We start from the raw sequence: 18,907 nt of genomic DNA, 5'->3' as shown, positions 1-18,907 counted from the left end.
ACCAGAAGCAAACCGACAACATACTCCAGGGAAGATAGCCCATATATCGCTGGAAAGATCAGCTCCCTGACCATTTACAAGACTATAAAAGAACGTTGTAGAGATGCCGCGTCAAGGCATGTAATTTGACGAAGTTCACGAATTACGGGCTTCATCCAACGCTTCCTGATTACACTCCATGTGACTTTCCACAAATCAATTCACGCTCATGAACTTTCGTCAACTCGGCATCCGCAGCAAGCTCATGCTCAGCATGGGCGTGTGCCTGCTCGTCTTCATCGCCATTTCCTCCACCTTGTCCATTTCGATGACGAGCGCGCAGATGCGCGAGCGCGTCGTCGACCATGAATTGCCGGCCCAGGTCAGCGCCATCCGCAACGACATCCAGCGCCAGATCGCGGAACCCGCCGCGATCTCGCAGACGCTGGCGAACAACACGTTCCTGCAGGCGTGGGAAGACGCCGGCAATCCGGACGACGGCCTCGCCGCGTGGACCGCGCAGTCCAGGCGCCTGTTCGAGGCCAACCACGCGGCCACCGTGCTCTGGGTGTCGGACACGACGTCGAAATACTTCACCGAAAAAGGCCTCGACCGCACGATCGACAAGCAGTCGGACAAGGATGCGTGGTTCAAGAAATTCCTCGACAGCGGTGTGCCCTATTCGCTCAACCTGGACAAGGATGGCACCACGGGCGTCTACACGCTGTTCATCGACTCGCGCGTGCAGACGCCGGGCGGCAAGCTGGCGATCGCCGGACTGGGCCTGTCCGCCGAAGCGCTGGCGAACAGCATCCGCAGCTACCGCCTCGGCAAATCCGGCTACGTCTACCTGGTGAGCAACGACGGCACGCTGCTGGTCCACCGCGACCGCAGCCTGCTCGACGGCCACCACACCCTCGACAAGCAGCCCGGCTTCACGCCCGAACTCGTTCATTCGCTGCTGGGCAAGCAGGCATTCGCCTCGAGCCGCTACGACGCGCCGGCGGGCCGCCAGTTCGTCGCCTCGTCGTATGTGCCGGAGCTGAACCTGTACGTCGTGGCCGAGGTGCCGGAGGCCGAAGTGCTCGGTAACATCGGACAGACGGCCGCGGTGTCCGCCATCGTTGCCGCCCTCGTCGGCGGTGCCGTCGGTCTCGCCGCGATCTGGTTCGTCGCGGGCGCCATCTCGGCGCCGGTGATGGGCGCGGCCGGCATGCTGGGCGAGATCGCCGACGGTGAAGGTGACCTGAGCCGCCGTCTGCAGGCGGACGGCGAGGACGAAGTCGGCAAGCTGGCGCAGGCGTTCAACCGCTTCGTCGGCTCGCTGAGCGGCACGATCGGCAAGGTGCGCGACAGCAGCCATGTGATCGCCGACGCCACCGAGGAAATCGCACGCGGCAACCTGGACCTGTCGGCGCGCACGGAAGCGCAGGCGTCCAGCATCGAAGAAACCGCGGCCGCGATGGAAGAACTGACGACCACCGTGCGTCACAACGCGGATAACGCGATGGAAGCGAACCGCCTCGTGTCCGAGACGGCGCAGTCGGCCGAGAAAGGTGGCGCCGTCGTGGCGGAAGTCGTGCGCACGATGGGCGCCATCACGGAAAGCTCGCGCAAGATTGCCGAGATCATCGGCGTCATCGACGGCATCGCCTTCCAGACCAATATCCTCGCGCTGAACGCGGCCGTGGAAGCCGCGCGCGCGGGCGAACAGGGCCGCGGCTTCGCCGTCGTCGCGGGCGAGGTGCGCACCTTGGCGCAGCGCTCGGCGGCGGCATCGAAAGAGATCCGCCAGCTGATCCTGGACTCGGTCGCCAAGGTCGACGCGGGCAGCACGCTGGCCGACGGCGCCGGCCACGCGATGGAAGCGATCGTCGCCTCGGTGCGCCGCGCGGAAGTCCTGATGCGCGACATCGCGGCGTCCAGCCAGGAACAGAGCCTGGGCATCGCGCAGGTCAACCAGGCGATCGCGCAGATGGACGACGCGACGCAGCAGAACGCGGCCCTCGTCGAAGAAGCCGCCGCCGCAGCAGCCGCGCTGCAGGAACAGGCGCGCGAACTGGATGCCGTCGTCAGCACCTTCAAGCTGGCCGCAAGCACGCCGGCCGTCGCGACACCGGCAGGCCGCAAGCTCCTCGCCGCCTGATCCCCCCGGCCGGTTCCCACCGGCCATTTCTTCAATTCGGGGTCAGAGCACATTTCGGCGCAAATTCGGGGTCAGAGCACATTTTGGGTCAATGTCCAGATGGATATTGACCCTACAGGATGCTCACATTACCCCGTGACAGGTCACCGCATGCAGATCCGAACAGGTGACGGCTAGCGCAAAAGCTTGCTCTGAAGACCGTGCCTTAAAATGTGCTCTGACCCCGAATTCTGAGCAAAACGTGCTCTGACCCCGAATTCTGGTGGCGCGTTTGCAGACTTTTCCACGGTTCGGTACCATGCTCGGTTGCAATCTTTATCCAGGATTGCTCACTCAACCGTCCCGTGGAGACCAATCCGATGCCGCGTTACCGCCTGCCGTCCCTGTCCGTCCTTTCCCTCGTGCTTGCCACCGCCTTCGCCAGCGCCGCGCACGCCCAGACGTCACCGATGGCGCCGGATATCCCGGCCGGAAAATTCGAGACGACGGTCCCGAACGCCGACTACGTCAAGCAGGACGTCATGATCCCGATGCGCGACGGCGTCAAGCTGCATACCGTGATCGTGATCCCGAAGAGCATCATGGAAGGCAAGGCGCCGATCATGCTGACGCGCACGCCGTACAACGCCTCGGGCCGCGCGGGCCGCATGAAGAGCCCGCACATCACGTCGATTCTCGGCGACGGTGACGACGCCTTCATCGAGAACGGCTACATCCGCGTATTCCAGGACGTGCGCGGCAAGTACGGCTCGGAAGGCGACTACGTGATGACGCGCCCCGTGCGCGGCCCGCTGAACAACACGCAAGTCGACCACACGACCGATGCGTACGACACGATCGACTGGCTGATCAAGAATATCCCGCAATCGAACGGCAAGGTCGGCATGGTCGGCTCGTCCTACGAAGGTTTTACCGTGCTGATGGCCCTCGTCGACCCGCACCCGGCGCTGAAGGCCGCCGTGCCGATGAGCCCCATGGTCGACGGCTGGCGCGGCGACGACTGGTTCCACAACGGCGCGTTCCGTAACCCGAACCTCGCCTACATCGCCAGCCAGAACGCGGCGCGCGGCGAAGGCGAGAAGATCGTCACCGGCATCAACGACGACTACGACGCCTGGCTGCGCGCGGGCTCCACGTCCGACTTCGCGCACCTCTACGGCGTCGACCAGCTGAACTTCACGAAGAAACTGTTCGAGCATCCGGCCTACGACAACTACTGGCAGGAGCAGGCGCTGGACAAGATCCTCGCCAGGCGTCCGCTGGCCGTGCCGACGATGACCGTCGTCGGCCGCTGGGACCAGGAAGACATCTACGGCGCCTATGCGACCTACGCCGCCGTCGAGCCGCAGGACAAGACCAATAAACTGAATTCGCTGGTGGTGGGCCCGTGGCGCCACAGTGGCGTCAACTACGAAGGCTCGACCTTGGGCGCGCTGAAATTCACGGGCGACACCGCGCGCGAATTCCGCCGTGAAGTCATGCTCCCGTTCTTCAACCAGTACCTGAAGGATGGCGCGCCCGCGTTCGACACGCCGCCCGTGTGGTCGTACCAGACCGGCGTCAATCGCTGGCGCCGTCTCGACCAGTGGCCGCTCGTGCCGGCCGCCACGCCGCTGTATCTGAAGCCGGGCTTCGGCCTCGCGTTCGAGAAGGCGCAGGGCAAGGCCGACAAGGCGGCCGCGTTCGACGAATACGTGTCCGATCCGGCGAAGCCGGTGCCGTTCGTGCCCCGTCCCGTGCACCTGAACGACGCCAACGTGTGGAAGCCGTGGCTCGTGACGGACCAGCGCAGCTATTCGGATCGCCCCGACGTGCTGACCTACACGACCGCCCCGCTCACCGCCCCGCTGCAGCTGGCCGGCCAGCCGATGGTCGACCTGTACGCGTCGACGTCGGGCACGGACAGCGACTGGGTCGTCAAGCTGATCGACGTGTACCCGGACGAAGTCGCGGCGCAGCCGGAAATGGGCGGCTACCAGCTGCCGATCGCGATGGACATCTTCCGCGGCCGCTACTACCAGGGCCTGGACAAGCCGGCCGCGATCCCCGCGAACAAGGCCGAGCGCTATCGCTTCGCGCTGCCGAACGTCGACCACGTGTTCCTGCCGGGCCACCGCATCATGGTGCAGATCCAGTCCAGCTGGTTCCCGCTGTACGACCGCAACCCGCAGACGTTCGTGCCGAACATCTTCTACGCCAAGCCGGGCGATTATCGCAAGGCGACGCAGCGCGTCTATCACGCGCCCGGACTGGAGAGCGCGATCGAGCTGCCGGTGGTGCAGGCAGGGAAGTAATTCATGCACTGTGGCTGAGCGGCGACACATATGTTAAATCCGTAGGACTTTCGTGGACGGAAAGGTAGGCTGTCCCTTGTCGCTCCACGAGGTCCTGCCAATGAAATTCATCGCCACCGCCGGCGCCCTGCTGCTGGCCAGCACAGTCGCCCACGCCCAGACGTCCCACTGGGCCTTCAGCTACACCGGTTTCTACGACCAGGAAGCCGCCGCCTTCCTGCCGGGCCTGCGCATCGACGGTTCGTTCACCGGCGTCGATGCCAACGGCGACGGGGTCCTCGAACGGGGCGAGCTGACGTCGCTGCTGGTCGATGCGAAGGACTACGTGGCCTGCGCCGCGGGCAGCAATACCTATTACCACTGCGACGCCGACAGCTTCCGCTTCTCCGCGGAGAGCGGCCTGTCGTTCGGCGTCAGCGCGTATTCCAGCGATCCCGAAGGTCTCTACGGCGGCGGCCATTTCGTCACGACGGGGCAGATGGTCTACGACTACCAGTTCAACCCGTACGGCGGTTCGGAACACCACCTGCTGTGGACGGACGGTACGACATTCACGATGTCGGCCGCCCTGCCCGGCACGGAATCGGTGCCGGCCGTGCCGGAAGCGCCCACATGGGCGATGCTGCTGGCGGGCGTGGGCGGCATCGGATTGTGGCGCCGCCGGCGCGCCTGATTTCCGCGGTTTGCCCTAGACTGGGGGCATGGGCGCAATCTACATCGGCATCTCGGGCTGGCGTTACGAACCATGGCGCGGGGTGTTTTATCCGCCCGGCCTCGCGCAGGCGCGCGAACTGGATTACGCATCGCGCTTCCTGCCCACCATCGAGATCAACGGTTCCTTTTATTCGCTGCAGCGCCCATCCAGCTACGCGGCGTGGTACGACGCAACGCCGCCCGGTTTCATCTTCGCCGTGAAGGGCAACCGCTTCCTCACCCACATGCTCAAGCTGCGCGGCATCGAGACGCCGCTCGCCAACGTGCTCGCCTCCGGCGTGTTCGCGCTGCGCGAGAAGCTCGGCCCCTTCCTGTGGCAGTTCCCGCCGCAGCTGCGCTTCGACGCGGACAAGGTCGAGCACTTCCTGTCCCTGCTGCCGCACGACACGGGCAAGGCGCTCGCCATCGCGCGCACGCACGACGACAAGCTGACAGGCCGCGCGCTGCTGGAAATCGACGCCGTGCGTCCGCTGCGCCACGCCGTCGAAGTGCGGCACGAGAGCTTCCGCGACCCGGCCTTCCTCGCGCTGCTGCGCAAGTACAACGTGGCGCTGGTGGTGGCCGACACGGCCGGCAAATGGCTGGAAATGGATGACGTGACGGCGGACTTCATGTACATCCGCCTGCACGGGGAGCACGAGCTGTATGCGAGCGGGTACGAGGACGCATCGCTGGAACGCTGGGCCGCGCGGATCCATACGTGGGCAGAGAATGGGGATGTGTACTGCTACTTCGACAACGACATCAAGGTCAGGGCGCCGTTCGATGCGAAGCGGTTGATGGGAATTCTTGGGACGGCATGAAGCGTCGTTCCCTATACGTCATGTAAGACGTTATGATTTCCGAGGACGCTTGGAAAACGGAGTACATGCAGGCTGTGTCGTTCCCGAGGCTTCGAGCCTGTTACGCAGATAAGCCGCATGTACTCCCCTTTATCTGAAGAGTGCGAACAGTATCTGAGGCCTTGAGCCTGTGTTTGTAAGGATGCACGAGATAAAGCCATGCGAAATCTAACATCAGAGGGAAGCGATGAACTTTGTAGGTATTGATATTGCAAAGCGCAAATTCGACGTAGCTTGGTTGTCAGAGGACGGGAAGGTCAAGACCAAGGCGCTCGAGAACACGGAGGCGGGACATGCCGACCTGCTCGGCTGGCTGAAGAAACAGGGCTTAACTGTCGAGAACTGCCATTTGGCGATGGAAGCAACAAGCCAATACTACGAGCCAGTAGCGCTGGCGTTGTTCGACGCGGGTTATACCGTGAGTGTCGTCAACCCATCACAAATCAAGGCGTTTGGACAGGCGATGATGAATCGGCAGAAGACCGATCGCGCCGACGCGACGTTGATCGCACGCTTTTGCCAGACGATGAAGCCACTGGCCTGGCAAGCGCCACCCCGGGAAATCCGGGAACTACAGCGTTTGCTGGCGCGATTGGAAGCCGTGCAGTCGATGCATGTGCAAGAGCAGAATCGGAGTTACGAAGCGCAAGGTATTGCTTTGGAATCCATCGAACGTGTGATTGCGACGCTCAACGATGAAATCAAGCGTTTGCAAAAGAAGATCCGTGACCATATCGACCACCATCCTGGCTTACGCGAGCAGGACGAGCTGCTGCAGAGCATTCCCGGTATCGGCAGCGGTGTAAGCAGCTACGCAATCGCGTGGCTTCGTGGCGAGCGTTTTGACGATGTACGCCAAGCTGTCGCGTTTGTCGGGCTATCGCCGCGGCATCACGAATCTGGCGACTCCGTACAAGCCAAAAGTCGCCTTAGCAAACTTGGGCACGGCAGGCTACGCAAGATCCTGTACTGGCCTGCCATGGCAGCGATCCGCTACAACGCTGCTGCTGCAGCGCTATCGGCACGCATGGTTGCGGCTGGCAAGAACAAGAAAGTGGCCATCATTGCCGTCATGCGCAAGCTGGTGCACTGGATGATTGGTGTACTCAAATCTGGCAAGTCCTTCGATGTGAATTTGGCGCTTGCCAAGGCTTGAGGAGCACAGTATCTGCGCAGGCGGGAATCCAAGTACTTTGCGTCGACGCGTACAAAATTGGGCCCCCGCCTTCGCGGGGCGACGGGGCTTTAGCGCTGGACGTGCACCTGGATGATCTTGCGACCCTTCGCATCCTTCTCGGGCAGCGGCTCGGTCTCGCACGTGCCGCACGTATCGCACCCGCTGCCGCAGCTCGAATCCGTGCCGAGCCACTTCACGAAACGCCCCTTCCCGGTGCCGCCCGACAGCTTGTAGACGAGCTTTTCGCGCCACGCCTTGGGCAGGTACTTGACCGCCGCGTACAGCGCGGCGAAGGCGACGATGACTGCGACGATCAGGTATTGCAGCATGATCAGCTCCCCAGCACGGACCGTGCGATGTGGAAGGTCAGGAACGAGGCCGTGTACGCAAGCGCGAACATGTAGCCGGCCATCAGCAGCGCGTAGCGCACGCTGCCCGTCTCGCGGCGCACGACGGACAGGGTCGACAGGCACTGCGGCGCGAACACATACCACGCGAGCAGCGACAACGCCGTCGGCAGACCCCACGATGCGGCGATGATCGGGGTCAGCGAGCTGGCCACGTCGTCGCCGCCGCCCGACAGCGCGTACACCGTGCCCAGCGCGCCGACGGCCACTTCGCGCGCGGCCATGCCCGGCACGAGCGCGATGCAGATCTGCCAGCCGAAGCCGATCGGTTCGAACACGACGGCCAATGCGCGGCCCAGCATGCCCGCGATGCTGTAGTAGATCGGCGGATGCGTCGCGCCTTCCGGTGCGCCCGGGAAGCTGGACAGGAACCAGACGAGCACCATCAGGGTGAGGATCACGGTGCCCACGCGGGTGATGAAGATGCGCGCGCGTTCCCACAAGCCCAGCGCCAGGTTGTTCAGGTGCGGCCAGTGGTAGGCGGGCAGTTCCAGCATCAGCGGCTGGTGGCCCTTGGCGCCCATCGTGCGCTTGAACACCCAGGCGACGGCCATCGCGCTGACGATGCCGGCCGCGTACAGCAGGAACAACACCATGCCCTGCAGGTTGATGCCGGCGGCCAGTTCGCGGTTCGGGATGAACGCGGCGATCACGAGCGCGTACACGGGCAGGCGCGCGGAACACGTCATCAACGGCGCGATCATGATCGTGACGAGGCGGTCGCGCGGATTCTGGATCGTGCGCGCGGCCATCACGCCGGGAATCGCGCAGGCGAACGACGACAGCAGCGGGATGAACGCGCGGCCCGAGAGGCCGACGCCGCCCATCATGCGGTCGAGCAGGAACGCGGCGCGCGGCAGGTAGCCGCAATCCTCCAGCACGAGGATGAAGAAGAACAGGATCAAAATCTGCGGCAGGAACACGAGCACGCTGCCGACGCCGCCCAGGATACCCTCGACGATCAGGCTGCGCAGCGGGCCATCGGCCATGGCGCCGCCGACCCACTGGCCGATGGCGTCGACGCCGTTCTTGATGAGGTCCATCGGCACGGCGGCCCAGCTGAACACGGCCTGGAAAATCAGGAACATCGTGGCCGCCAGGATGACGGGGCCGATCACCGGGTGCAGCACGACGTGGTCGATCTGCTCGCTCAGGTTGCCCTTGTCGTTGTCGAAGCCGACCGTCGCGTCGATGATGCGGCGCACCTCGCGCTGCGTTTCCTCGACCGGGACGGCGTCGATGGCGGACAGCGGGTTCGGCTTGATCTGCAGGTCGAACGGCATGGCTTCCAGCGCCGCCAGCAGGCCCTTCTCGCCGCCCGCCTGGATGGCCACGGTCTCGATGACGGGCATGCCCAGCTCTTTCGACAGGCGCGCCGTGTCGATTTCGATGCCGCGCTTCTTCGCCACGTCGACCATGTTCAGCGCCAGCACCATCGGCAGGCCCAGGCGCTTGATCTCGAGGACGAGGCGCAGGTTCAGGCGCAAATTCGTCGCGTTGACGACGCAGACGACGGCGTCCGGCGTCTGCTCGCCGGCGCGCAGGCCGGCGACGACGTCGCGCGTGATCGCTTCGTCGGGCGTGTGGGCGTTCAGGCTGTAGGCGCCCGGCAGGTCGAGCACGCGCAATGCGCGACCGCCCGGCAGCGCGAAGCTGCCTTCCTTGCGTTCGATGGTGACGCCGGCGTAGTTCGCGACCTTCTGGCGCGCGCCGGTCAGGCGGTTGAACAGGGCGGTCTTGCCACAGTTCGGATTACCCAGCAGGGCGATGAGCGGCGTTTTTGCGGCCGCCTGGACCTGCTGATCTACTGCTCCCATATTGGTTCCATTACTCCGGCTGGATCGAGACCAGCGCCGCCTCGAAGCGGCGCAGGGCGAATGTCGACTGGCCGACCTTGACCGCCAGCGGACCGCCGGGCAGGCCGCGCTTGAGCATGCGGATGCGCTCGCCCGGCACGAAGCCCAGTTCCATCAGGCGGCGCGACACGTCGATGCCGCCGTCGCGGCTGCCGACCGCGTTCGGCGCGAGATGGATCACGGTGCCGCTCTGGCCGGCCTTGAGGCTGTCGAGCGTGGTCAGGGTAGGAGCAAGAGTCATGGTGTCGCTTCCGGAATAAGGGGCGATGCTTTTACGGTTGGGTACATCATAAACCTAAATGCGAATTATTTCTATTTGCGGTTTGTCTACTTCCGATCTCTCAGCCTTCATTTAACGCAACAACGCAACAAAAACGCTTGCATTCGCGATCCAACTTGAGCAGAATACGAAGGGTAATGAGAATGATTCGCATTATAGACCAAGTAGCAACGGCCTGTGATGCATCCACCTTCGGAACCGTCCATGATCGTCTGTGTCTGCAATAACATCTCCGACCGCGAAATCCGCCAGGCGGTCGACCTCGGCCTCACGTCGATGGCCGACCTGTACAAGGAACTGGGCGTCGGCACCTGCTGCGGCAAATGCGTCAGCTATGCGCGCGAAGTGATGCACGAGCACCTGGAAAGCAAGACCGTCGTCACCGAACTGCGCCGTGCGCCGGCCGACGGGATCGTCGCCTGATCCACGCACCTTCCCGCGCAGGCCGCCGCGGCGCACGATATTGCCATGCAAAATCGGTACGTGCACCCGACCATGCACGACCCGGTCTTGGTAATATGTGACTTCCGACGCATCCGGATTTCACTCCCATGCCCGTAATCCCGTTCCGCCCACCCCAAGCGCCCTTTACGGTCCAGCCGCCCCCGCAGCCGTCGCGCCGCGCCGTCATGGTCAAATGGCTGCGCAAGACGCATGGCTGGATAGGTCTCTGGGGCGCCGTGCTCGGCCTGTTGTTCGGCAGCACTGGCATCCTCCTCAACCACCGTGCCGTGATGAAAATTCCCGCCGTCCAGGCGCAGGCGTCCACGGTCCAGGTTCCCTTGCCCAGTCCGTCACCCGGCAGTCCGCAGGCGCTGGCGACCTGGCTCAAGCGCTCGTTGCGGCTGGAGCCGGAGCCCGGACGCGTAACAGCCGAGGCGGCGCGCCCCGTCGCGTGGGGCGACAAGTCCCTGATCCAGCCCGCGCGCTGGAGCGCCAGTTTTACTTCACCGTCGGGCAATGTCCAGGCCGAGTATTGGGTCGGCAACAGCTATGTCACCGTCAAGCGCGCCGAGAACAATGTGTTCGGCACCCTCGTCAACCTGCACAAGGGCGTGGGCATGAGTGCCGCATGGATCCTGCTCGTGGACACGCTGGCCGGTTCCATCATCCTGCTGTCGCTGTCCGGCGTCGTGCTGTGGTCGCTCACCAACCGGCGGCGCACGGTGGGCATCGTGATCGGGACCGTGTCGTTGCTGGCGGCGGGCGGCCTGGCACTGGCGGCGATATGACCCGCCTCCATCGTATGCCCTGCCCGCCTGCCTCATGGTTTGCTATGATGCTATGACGACAACCGCACGAAAAGGCAATCCATGAAGGGCGATCCCAACATCATCCGGCTGCTCAACGCTCAGCTGACCAACGAGCTCACCGCAGTCAACCAGTATTTCCTGCATGCACGCATGTACAGGCACTGGGGCTTCGACAAGCTGGGCAAGAAAGAATACGACGAATCGATCGGCGAGATGAAGCATGCCGACCGCCTGATCGACCGCATCCTGATGCTGGACGGCTTGCCTAACCTGCAGGCGCTGCACAAGCTGCTGATCGGCGAATCGGTACAGGAGATGCTGGAATGCGACCTGAAGCTGGAACGGGCGGCCCAGGTCACGGTCAAGGAAGGCATCGCCGCCGCCGAGATCGCGCACGACTACGTGTCGCGCGACCTGCTGCTGGAGATTCTCGAAGACACCGAGGAACACATCGAGTGGCTGGAGACGCAGCTCGACCTCATCGTCAAGGTCGGCATCCAGAACTATCTTCAGTCGCAGATGGGCGAATGATCAAGAGGCGTCGCGCCAGCGTGCGACCCACTTGTCATAGAAGCCCATGTCGGCAGGCACCGCCCCGCTGACCGCACAGATCGCGCCGGCGAATTCGTTGGCGCGTGCCAGGATGAGCTCCAGCGGCCAGCCGCGCGCGCGGCCCAGCATGAAGATGGCGGCGAAGGCGTCGCCCGCGCCCGTCGTGTCGATCACGAACGGCGGCGCCGGGTTGTCGCGGGTGGCGACGTAGCTGCCGTCCGCGCCGAAGTACACGGAACCGCGGTGGCCCAGGGTCACGATCAGTGCTTCCAGCGAAAAGCGGTCCATCAGCGCGCGGCAGGCCGCGTGCACTTCTTCCGTCGACAGCGCCGCGTCGTCCGGGCCGATCTGGAAATACCACTGGAACAGCGCCTGCAATTCCTCCTCGTTGACCTTGACGATGTCGGCCGCCGTCAGCGCCTTCGTGACGATCGGTTCGGTCGCGTGGCCCGTGCGCAGGTTGAGGTCGAGGAAGCGCTTGGCCGCCGGCGTCGCGTCCAGCACGGCCGCCAGCGCGAGGCGCGAGCGTTCTTCGCGTTGGGCCAGCGTGCCGAAATACACGGTGTCGTACGCGCCGCCGGAAACGCTCGCGGCGGCCAGCGACGGGTCGATGAAATCGTAGGCCTGGCGCGGCAGCAAAGTGAGACGATGACTGGCGCCCTGGCGCTCGACGACGGCGCGGCCCGTTTCTTCCATCGTGTCGATCTGCAAGCCCGTTTCCGGGATCACAAAGCGCTCGAACTCGGCGCGGACGGCGGCGCCGTTGCGGTCGTCGCCGATGCGGGTGATCAAGAGGGGCGGTGCCATGAAGGCGGCCAGGTGGCGCGCCACGTTGAACGGGGCGCCGCCCACGACCGGGGCGCCCGCGCCTTCCTCAACGAGCACCTCGCCGAACACCACCGCCATCCCGTTCCACTTCACCATACGCCATCTCCGTCCGTTCGATCGTACCCGGGGCATTGTAGCGCACCAGCCGCATCGCGAAAGCGGCGCAAACGAGCAGCGCGCCGGCCAGGCGGATCACGTTTTCCGGGTTCCCGCCCAGCCAGCTATGGTAGTACAGCGGCAAGGTGAAGATCTGGATGATCATCGGGATCACGATGAACATGTTGAAGATCCCCATGTAGACCCCCGTGCGTTCCGGCGGCAGGCTGGACGCGAGGATCACGTACGGATTGCCCATGATGCTGGCCCACGCGAGGCCGATGCCGACCATCGGCACGAGCAGCAGCACCGGCGTGTGGATGTGCGGGATCGCGAGCATGCCGGCGCCGGCCAGCAGCAGGCACACGGCGTGCACGACGTGCGGCCCGTGACGCCGCGCGAACGGCACCAGCGCGAACGCGGCGAGGAATGCGATGAAGTTGTAGAACGCGCCGATCTGGCCGTTGAGGAGACCCGCGTCGCGAAAGCCCGGCGAGGCCGCGTCGCTCGTGCCGAACAGGGTACGCGCCAGCGACAGCGTGATGAATTGCCAGTAGCAGAACATCGCGTACCACTGGAAGAGCTTCACGAGGGCCAACTGCTTCATGGTCACCGGCATGTCGCGCACGGCGGCGGCGATCTCCGCCAGCGTGTGGCGCCAGCCGCCGGGCGTCGCGCGCAGCGCCGCCAGCGCGTGCGGCGGCAGCGGGTCTTCCGGCGTCGTCTTCACGGACCACAGCACGGACACGAGCGAGCACACGGCGCCGATCAGGAATGCCGCGACGACGACCTGCGGGATATGGCTGCCGTTGACGGCGTCCTTGTCCATGCCGATCCACACGAGCAGCGACGGCGTCAGGTAGGCCAGCGTCTGGCCCAGGCCCGTGAACGCGCTTTGCGTGAGGAAGCCGAGCGAGTGCTGGCTCGCGGGCAGCTTGTCGCTGACGAAGGCGCGGTACGGTTCCATCGTCACGTTGTTCGCGGAGTCGAGGATCCACAGCAGGCTCGCGGCCATCCACAACGTCGGGCTGTACGGCATCGCCAGCAGGCCGAGGCTGCACAGGATCGCGCCGATCAGGAAGTATGGCGTACGTCTCCCCCAGCGGCTGACGGTGCGGTCGCTCATCGCGCCGATCAGCGGCTGCACGAGCAGGCCCGTCACGGGCCCCGCGAGCCACAGATACGGCAGGCTCGCCTCGTCGGCGCCGAGGTATTTGTAGATGGGGCTCATGCTGCTCTGCTGCAGCCCGAAGCTGAACTGGATGCCGAAGAATCCGATGTTCATGTTGACGATCTGCCAGAACGTCATGCGCGGCTTGGCCATCATGGCTCCCAGCGGTCGATGAATGGACGGTAGAACGCATGATCGTCCGGGACGGCGCCGACGATGCCGCACACGGCGCCGGCGAATTCGTTGGCACGGGCAAGCGTGGCATCGAACGCCCAGCCGCGCGCGCGGCCCAGCAGGAACACGGCGGAGAAGGCGTCGCCGGCACCGACCGTGTCGGCCAGCTGCACGGGCGCGGACGGTGCCGGCGTGGCGTGATACGCACCGTCGGCACCGAAATACACGGCACCGCGCGGCCCCAGCGTCACGATCAGGCCCGTCAGGTTGAACACGCGCAGCAAGGTCGCGCACGCGTGGCGCACGTCGGCGCATGCCATGTCGTCCGTCGGGAGCCGCATGTGGGTGTACCAGCCGAACAAATCCTGCAACTCCTCTTCGTTGACCTTGACGATGTCGGCCGCGTGCAGCGATGCGAACACGCAGCGCTCCGTCACCTGCCCTTCGCGCACGTTCAGGTCCAGGTAGCGGCAGGCATCGGTCGCCGCCAGCAGCCGCGCCAGCGTATCGCGCGATGCCGGCTCGCGCTGGGCCAGCGTGCCGAAATACAGCGTCGCGGGCGCGGCGGCCGTCATGGCCGTCACCGCGGGCTCCGCCTCGATGGCATCATAAGCCTGGTGCGGCAGGATCGTGAAGCGGTGGCCGCCGTCGCTGTGGCGTTCCACACTCACCCGGCCCGTCGGCAAGGCCGCATCGACCTGCAGCCCGGCCATCGGCAGGCCGAAACGCTCGAACTCCGCGCGCATGCGGGCGCCGTTCTCGTCCAGGCCCACGCGGGTGAGCATCAGGGCGTCCTGCCCCAGCGCGGCCAAATGGCGCGCCACGTTGAACGGCGCGCCGCCGATCACCTGGCGGTCGCCGAAGTCGTCCACCAGCGCTTCGCCGAACACGGCGACGGTTCCATTTACACGTTGCGTCATCATAGCCACACCTGATCCCACGGCGCCAGCGTCACCGTGCCGGCGCGGCCGTACGCGGCCAGGTCGACGGTGAGCGTGCGGCCGGAAAAATTGAAGAGGCCCAGGAAGCGCTCGCCGCGCGCCAGCGCCAGCAGGGCCGGATCGCCAGCGGGCAGCACCGTGCACGGCGTCCCGGCCGCGAGGTCCGGCGTCTCGCGGCGCTGCCGGATCAGCCGGCGCAGGCCCGCGTACGCGCGGCCGGCCGGCGTCGTGATATCGCCACGCTCCGCGTAACGCGCTTCGTCGAACGGCGCGCGCTGGATCCAGCGGCTGTCGTGCGCCTTCGCCGGGTCGGCGAGGTAGCTGTCGTCGTTGGCCATCGCCAGCTCGTCGCCCATGTACAGCACGGGCAGCCCGCCGAAGCACAGCGCGAGGCCGTGCACGAGCAGCAGGCGCCGCAAGCCTTCCTCGGATCCGTCCGCGCCACTCAGCGCCGCGGCCGTGCCGTTGGTCGCGAGGCCACCCTGGAAGCCGATGCCTGGCCCTTCGTTGTAAGTGCGCGCGACGGCGGCCAGCCGATCGAGACTGCCCGCTTCGGCCAGCAGGTGCTTCCAGCCGATGTCGTCGTGGCAGCGCACATAGGTCAGCCAGCTCGCGCCGGATGGCAGCGGCGGCGTGGCGGCGGCGACCGCACGCACGAGGCCCGCGTCTTCCTCGGCCAGCGCGGCCCAGCCGGCCGTCATCAGCGTGCTGTGGTACGCGAGGTGGCATTCGGGCGCCTTGGTATCGCCGAAGTACGCGGGCAGTTCGCGCGTCGGCACGATCGCCTCGGCCTTCAGCAGCACACCCGGCGCGGCGATGTCGACGATGGCGCGCAGCGCCTGCAGCAGCAGATGCGCTTCCGGCTGGTTCATGCAGTCGGTGCCGAGGCGCTTCCACAGGAACGCGGTGGAGTCGAGGCGGAACACGTCGATGCCGCGGTTCGCGAGGCGCAGCAGCGCCGCCGCCACGGCTTCGAACACGGCCGGGTTGGCGTAGTTCAGGTCCCACTGGAACGGATAGAACGTGGTCCACACCCAGCCGCCCATCGCATCGACGTGCGTGAAGTTGCCGGGCGCCGCCTGCGGGAACACCTGGCCCAGCGTGCGCTCATAGGCGTACGCCTTGTCCTCGTCCAGCACGTGGAAAAAGGCGCGCATGGCGGTGTCGCCGGTCATGGCGCCCTGCGCCCACGGATGGTCGTCGGCCACATGGTTCAGGATCAGGTCCGAGCACAGGCTGATGCCCGCTTCGCGCAGCGCCGCCGTCAGGTCTTCCAGGTCGGCCATCGTGCCGAAGCGCGGGTCGACCTCGTCGAAGCTGGCCACGGCAAACCCGCCGTCGCTCTCGCCCGCACGCGGACGCAGGAACGGCAACAGGTGCAGGTACGTGACGCCCAGGTCGCGCAGGTGCGGAATACGCTTTTTCACGCCGCGCAGGTCGCGCCCGAACTGGTCGACGTACGCGCTGTAGCCCAGCATCGTCGGTGCGCAGAACCAGCGCGGCTCGTCCTCGCGGGCGGCGTCGAGCGCCTGCAGCGCGGCCGGGCGCGCGGCCATCAGGCCCCCGATCCCGGCCATCAGGTTGTCGAACCAGGCGGCGTGGCCGAGCAGATGGCCATACAGGCGGTGCAGGCGGTCGGCCAGCACGGCCTCGTGGCGCGCGAAACGGCGCTGCGCATCGGCGTGGCGCGCCGGCGGCAGCCCGTCGAGCAGGCGGCGCAGGGAATGGGACATCGTGCTCATGGATCCTTAAAACGCGTACTTGACGCTGGCCTTCACGGCGCGCCCCGTGATCGAACGGGCGGCGTGGCCGTCGCCTTCGATCTCGGTATAGCCGATGCGGTTGAACAGGTTGTTGGCGTTCAGGGACAGCTGAACCTTCGGCGTCAGCTGGTAATTCAGGAACGCATGCACGACGGTGTAGCCGGGCAGGACGAGCGTATTGGCATCGTCGCCCCAGCTTTTACCTGTGCCGACGACGGCCAGGCCGAAGTTGGCCGCACCCAGGTCGTAGCTCGGCGTGAGCTGGTAGACGGCGTGCGCCTGGCGGCGCGGCGTGTGGCCGATCGTGGCTTCGCCGCCCGTTGCCGTCGCGGTGATCTTCGCATTGGTCAAGGTGAGGCCGCCCGTGACACGGAAGTCGCCCACGCGATAGGCCGCTTCCAGTTCGGCGCCTTTCGCGTCGTAGCTGTTCGCGGTCGACAGCTGCGTCGTCGCTTCGTAGTTGCTCTCGCGGGTCTTCGCATGGAACAGCGTCAGGAACGTGGACAGGCCGCCGCTGCGCCATTTCACGCCGCCTTCCAGCTGTTTCACCGTGTTGATGCTGATCGGCGCGCTGCCGTCCAGCGGGGTGCCGAACAGGATGCGGTCGGCGTTGAACGCCACGCCTTCGCTCGTGCGGGCGAACAGTGCCAGCGACGGCGTGATCCTCCAGTTGCCGCCCACCGAATACGACGTGTGGCCGATGTCGTAGTCGACGCGCTGCACGGTGCCCGGCAGGTACGCCGCCGCATTGGTGGCGATGTTGGCGCTGCCGCCGGCGTGCTGGCGGTCGCGGCGCACGCTGGCGTCCACGTTGACGGTGCCCTGCTCCCAGCCGATGTTCGCGTACGGCGAGTTGGTGCGGTATTCGACGTCCACCGCGCGCGAGCAGCAGGCGCCGAATGCCGGGCCGACGTAGCCCGGCGTGCTGCTTGCCGTCTTCAGCAGCGCCGGATTGTCGCCGGTCGCCTGCATCAGGTACTGGTTGAAGTTCCACGTCAGGCCCAGCTTCTGCAGCGACGAGTACCAGCCGGCCGTCACGTTCAGCTTCGCGCCGTCGATCTTGAACGTCTTGGTCAGGCGCGCATCGTTCAGCGTGTTGCCCGCGTCGTCGATCGACGTGTTGAAGACGACGGCGTTGAACGCGCGGCCGTTGTAGGCCTGGCCGGCGTTCGGTCCCGTGGCGAAGGTGTAGCTGCCCACCGTGCCGCTGTCGGCCGGGAACACGCCCACGAAGCGGCCGCTGTTGGACGCCTTGCGGAACTTGTCCGTCACGGTCCAGCCGTTGCCCAGGTCGAACGAGCCTTCCAGGCCGATCGCATTGCTCTTCACGGACAGGCCGTCGTTGACGTCGCTCGCAACGTGGCCATTGCCCTTGGTGAGCGAGACGTCCTGCACCCAGTACGGCGAATAGAACGACGCGTAGCGCGGGTCGATGCCGGCGATTTCGGAGATGTGGCCGTTGCCCACGAGGACCGGCACGGGCAGCGCCGTCGGGCTCTGGTCGTCGAGGTGCTTGAGCGAGACGCGCACGTAGCCGCCGTCGAAGTCGTGCGTGAAGTTCGCGCGCAGCTGGCCGCCCCGCTCGTCCTTGCCGGCCGCGTTGCGGATGCCTTCGCCGCGGCGGTAGAAGCCGCCGACGAAGAAGCGGTCGCGCTCCGAGATCGGCGCGCCGTAGTCGAAGTCGACGCGCGTGCTGTCGTAATCGAGACCGCGCGTGAGACCGATGCTGCCGCCCTGCTGCGCACCGTCCTTGGAGATGAAGTTGATGATGCCGCCGGGCGAGTTGGTGGCGAGCGTCGAAGCCGAGCCGCCGCGCACGGCTTCGACGTGGTCGAGGGTGCCGTCGATCTTGATGTAGCTGTCGGGGGTGATGAAGTTGAAGTCGCCGAACTGCAGCACCGGCAAGCCGTCTTCCTGCATCTGCACGTAGCGCGCGCCGCCCGCGGAGATGGGCACGCCGCGCACGGTGATGTTGGCATTGCCTTCGCCGCCCGACGACTCCGAGCGCACGCCCGGGATCGAACGCAGCACTTCGGCGGCGCTGGTCGGCGCGAGGTTCTGGATGGCGTCCGCTTCCAGCGTGCTGACCGAGACGCTCGACTTCATCTTGCTCGAACCGATCGGCGTGCCGGTGACGACGATGCGTTCCATCTTCAGACCATCGGTCGACGACGCCGGCGCGGCGGCTTCCTGTGCGGACGCGGCACCCAGGTGCAGCAAAGCCAGCGCCACGGCACGCGCCGTGTGCTTCATGCGAACTTCCATGTCTCCTCCGTTTGTATTCGATTTGTTGGCACCTTGTCAGGCACGCGGCCATTATTTCCCTATTTTCGGAAAATTGCAAACGATTGCAATAACGTTGCAAAAACGCTGCATTCAGCCTGCCATGCGGGATTATCGTCCGTAAAGGGTAGTTAGAGAGGTATTTTGCAAA

Annotated in this window: 16 protein-coding genes; 8 read left to right on the top strand and 8 right to left on the bottom strand. The window is 65.5% G+C overall.

Annotated features, from left to right (window positions below):
- Positions 1–208: 208 nt before the first annotated feature.
- From ACEN9H_RS00505 to ACEN9H_RS00485, 5 genes are all read left to right on the top strand, one after another.
- Complete coding sequence (locus ACEN9H_RS00505) at positions 209–2,125, top strand: methyl-accepting chemotaxis protein (protein WP_413673412.1); 1,917 nt, start codon at positions 209–211, stop codon at positions 2,123–2,125.
- 359 nt (positions 2,126–2,484) lie between these two features.
- Positions 2,485–4,419, top strand: coding sequence for a CocE/NonD family hydrolase (locus ACEN9H_RS00500; RefSeq protein ID WP_413673411.1), 1,935 nt, complete (start codon positions 2,485–2,487; stop codon positions 4,417–4,419).
- Positions 4,420–4,519: 100 nt separating this feature from the next.
- Positions 4,520–5,092 (top strand): PEP-CTERM sorting domain-containing protein, encoded by a 573-nt coding sequence (locus tag ACEN9H_RS00495; RefSeq protein ID WP_413673410.1) that lies wholly within the window; start codon positions 4,520–4,522, stop codon positions 5,090–5,092.
- A gap of 28 nt (positions 5,093–5,120) precedes the next feature.
- On the top strand, positions 5,121–5,936 hold the full coding sequence (locus tag ACEN9H_RS00490) for a DUF72 domain-containing protein (protein ID WP_413673409.1): 816 nt from the start codon (positions 5,121–5,123) through the stop codon (positions 5,934–5,936).
- A 226-nt stretch (positions 5,937–6,162) separates the two neighbouring features.
- The gene (locus ACEN9H_RS00485; protein ID WP_413673197.1) at positions 6,163–7,131 is read left to right on the top strand and encodes an IS110 family transposase; all 969 of its coding nucleotides are present in this window, start codon (positions 6,163–6,165) and stop codon (positions 7,129–7,131) included.
- An 89-nt stretch (positions 7,132–7,220) separates the two neighbouring features.
- Here the strand turns inward: ACEN9H_RS00485 and ACEN9H_RS00480 are convergent, their stop codons facing one another.
- The 3 genes from ACEN9H_RS00480 to ACEN9H_RS00470 are packed head-to-tail and all read right to left on the bottom strand — an operon-like array spanning position 7,221 to position 9,656.
- Positions 7,221–7,481, bottom strand: a complete 261-nt coding sequence (locus tag ACEN9H_RS00480) for a DUF6587 family protein (RefSeq protein WP_056123887.1) — start codon at positions 7,479–7,481, stop codon at positions 7,221–7,223.
- 2 nt (positions 7,482–7,483) lie between these two features.
- Positions 7,484–9,376, bottom strand: a complete 1,893-nt coding sequence (gene feoB, locus ACEN9H_RS00475; protein ID WP_413673408.1) for a ferrous iron transporter B — start codon at positions 9,374–9,376, stop codon at positions 7,484–7,486.
- Positions 9,377–9,386: 10 nt separating this feature from the next.
- Entirely contained in the window at positions 9,387–9,656 is a 270-nt protein-coding gene (locus tag ACEN9H_RS00470) for a FeoA family protein (RefSeq protein WP_052170598.1), read from the bottom strand.
- A 243-nt stretch (positions 9,657–9,899) separates the two neighbouring features.
- Here ACEN9H_RS00470 and ACEN9H_RS00465 point away from each other — a divergent pair, with 243 nt between their 5' ends.
- From ACEN9H_RS00465 to bfr, 3 genes are all read left to right on the top strand, one after another.
- Positions 9,900–10,118: a bacterioferritin-associated ferredoxin gene (locus tag ACEN9H_RS00465; protein ID WP_036234554.1), complete on the top strand. Its 219-nt coding sequence runs from the start codon at positions 9,900–9,902 to the stop codon at positions 10,116–10,118.
- A gap of 128 nt (positions 10,119–10,246) precedes the next feature.
- Positions 10,247–10,927, top strand: a complete 681-nt coding sequence (locus tag ACEN9H_RS00460; protein WP_413673407.1) for a PepSY-associated TM helix domain-containing protein — start codon at positions 10,247–10,249, stop codon at positions 10,925–10,927.
- Positions 10,928–11,008: 81 nt separating this feature from the next.
- Positions 11,009–11,479 carry a bacterioferritin gene (gene bfr / locus ACEN9H_RS00455; RefSeq protein ID WP_056123876.1) on the top strand — a complete coding sequence of 157 codons (471 nt, stop codon included), beginning with the start codon at positions 11,009–11,011 and terminating at the stop codon, positions 11,477–11,479.
- On the opposite strand, the gene ACEN9H_RS00450 is transcribed toward bfr, so the two are convergent.
- Genes ACEN9H_RS00450 through ACEN9H_RS00430 form a run of 5 tightly spaced genes read right to left on the bottom strand, consistent with a single transcriptional unit; the run spans position 11,480 to position 18,738 of the window.
- Positions 11,480–12,424, bottom strand: a complete 945-nt coding sequence (locus tag ACEN9H_RS00450) for a PfkB family carbohydrate kinase (protein WP_413673406.1) — start codon at positions 12,422–12,424, stop codon at positions 11,480–11,482.
- Entirely contained in the window at positions 12,375–13,751 is a 1,377-nt protein-coding gene (locus ACEN9H_RS00445) for an MFS transporter (RefSeq protein WP_056123869.1), read from the bottom strand. Before ACEN9H_RS00445 ends, ACEN9H_RS00450 begins: the two co-directional genes overlap by 50 nt.
- The gene (locus tag ACEN9H_RS00440; RefSeq protein WP_413673405.1) at positions 13,748–14,692 is read right to left on the bottom strand and encodes a PfkB family carbohydrate kinase; all 945 of its coding nucleotides are present in this window, start codon (positions 14,690–14,692) and stop codon (positions 13,748–13,750) included. The genes ACEN9H_RS00445 and ACEN9H_RS00440 overlap by 4 nt, the downstream gene beginning before the upstream one ends.
- Positions 14,689–16,443, bottom strand: a complete 1,755-nt coding sequence (locus ACEN9H_RS00435) for an alpha-amylase family glycosyl hydrolase (protein ID WP_413673404.1) — start codon at positions 16,441–16,443, stop codon at positions 14,689–14,691. The genes ACEN9H_RS00440 and ACEN9H_RS00435 overlap by 4 nt, the downstream gene beginning before the upstream one ends.
- A gap of 15 nt (positions 16,444–16,458) precedes the next feature.
- On the bottom strand, positions 16,459–18,738 hold the full coding sequence (locus ACEN9H_RS00430) for a TonB-dependent receptor (RefSeq protein ID WP_413673403.1): 2,280 nt from the start codon (positions 18,736–18,738) through the stop codon (positions 16,459–16,461).
- Between the last annotated feature and the right edge of the window lie 169 nt (positions 18,739–18,907).

This window comes from Massilia cellulosiltytica (genome assembly GCF_047325105.1).
Lineage (GTDB): Bacteria > Pseudomonadota > Gammaproteobacteria > Burkholderiales > Burkholderiaceae_D > Telluria > Telluria orientalis.
Note: the sequence above shows the minus strand (reverse complement) of the source record. Positions and strands in the feature narration are given on the sequence as shown.

Excerpts from the sequence above, each read along its gene's own strand:
- ACEN9H_RS00500 (WP_413673411.1), top strand. The coding sequence starts at position 2,485 with ATGCCGCGTTACCGCCTGCCGTCCCTGTCCGTCCTTTCCCTCGTGCTT.
- ACEN9H_RS00430 (WP_413673403.1), bottom strand. The coding sequence starts at position 18,738 with ATGGAAGTTCGCATGAAGCACACGGCGCGTGCCGTGGCGCTGGCTTTG.
- ACEN9H_RS00435 (WP_413673404.1), bottom strand. The coding sequence starts at position 16,443 with ATGTCCCATTCCCTGCGCCGCCTGCTCGACGGGCTGCCGCCGGCGCGC.
- ACEN9H_RS00485 (WP_413673197.1), top strand. The coding sequence starts at position 6,163 with ATGAACTTTGTAGGTATTGATATTGCAAAGCGCAAATTCGACGTAGCT.
- feoB (WP_413673408.1), bottom strand. The coding sequence starts at position 9,376 with ATGGGAGCAGTAGATCAGCAGGTCCAGGCGGCCGCAAAAACGCCGCTC.
- ACEN9H_RS00460 (WP_413673407.1), top strand. The coding sequence starts at position 10,247 with ATGCCCGTAATCCCGTTCCGCCCACCCCAAGCGCCCTTTACGGTCCAG.
- ACEN9H_RS00495 (WP_413673410.1), top strand. The coding sequence starts at position 4,520 with ATGAAATTCATCGCCACCGCCGGCGCCCTGCTGCTGGCCAGCACAGTC.
- ACEN9H_RS00505 (WP_413673412.1), top strand. The coding sequence starts at position 209 with ATGAACTTTCGTCAACTCGGCATCCGCAGCAAGCTCATGCTCAGCATG.
- ACEN9H_RS00450 (WP_413673406.1), bottom strand. The coding sequence starts at position 12,424 with ATGGTGAAGTGGAACGGGATGGCGGTGGTGTTCGGCGAGGTGCTCGTT.
- ACEN9H_RS00465 (WP_036234554.1), top strand. The coding sequence starts at position 9,900 with ATGATCGTCTGTGTCTGCAATAACATCTCCGACCGCGAAATCCGCCAG.
- bfr (WP_056123876.1), top strand. The coding sequence starts at position 11,009 with ATGAAGGGCGATCCCAACATCATCCGGCTGCTCAACGCTCAGCTGACC.
- ACEN9H_RS00470 (WP_052170598.1), bottom strand. The coding sequence starts at position 9,656 with ATGACTCTTGCTCCTACCCTGACCACGCTCGACAGCCTCAAGGCCGGC.
- ACEN9H_RS00490 (WP_413673409.1), top strand. The coding sequence starts at position 5,121 with ATGGGCGCAATCTACATCGGCATCTCGGGCTGGCGTTACGAACCATGG.
- ACEN9H_RS00480 (WP_056123887.1), bottom strand. The coding sequence starts at position 7,481 with ATGCTGCAATACCTGATCGTCGCAGTCATCGTCGCCTTCGCCGCGCTG.
- ACEN9H_RS00445 (WP_056123869.1), bottom strand. The coding sequence starts at position 13,751 with ATGATGGCCAAGCCGCGCATGACGTTCTGGCAGATCGTCAACATGAAC.
- ACEN9H_RS00440 (WP_413673405.1), bottom strand. The coding sequence starts at position 14,692 with ATGATGACGCAACGTGTAAATGGAACCGTCGCCGTGTTCGGCGAAGCG.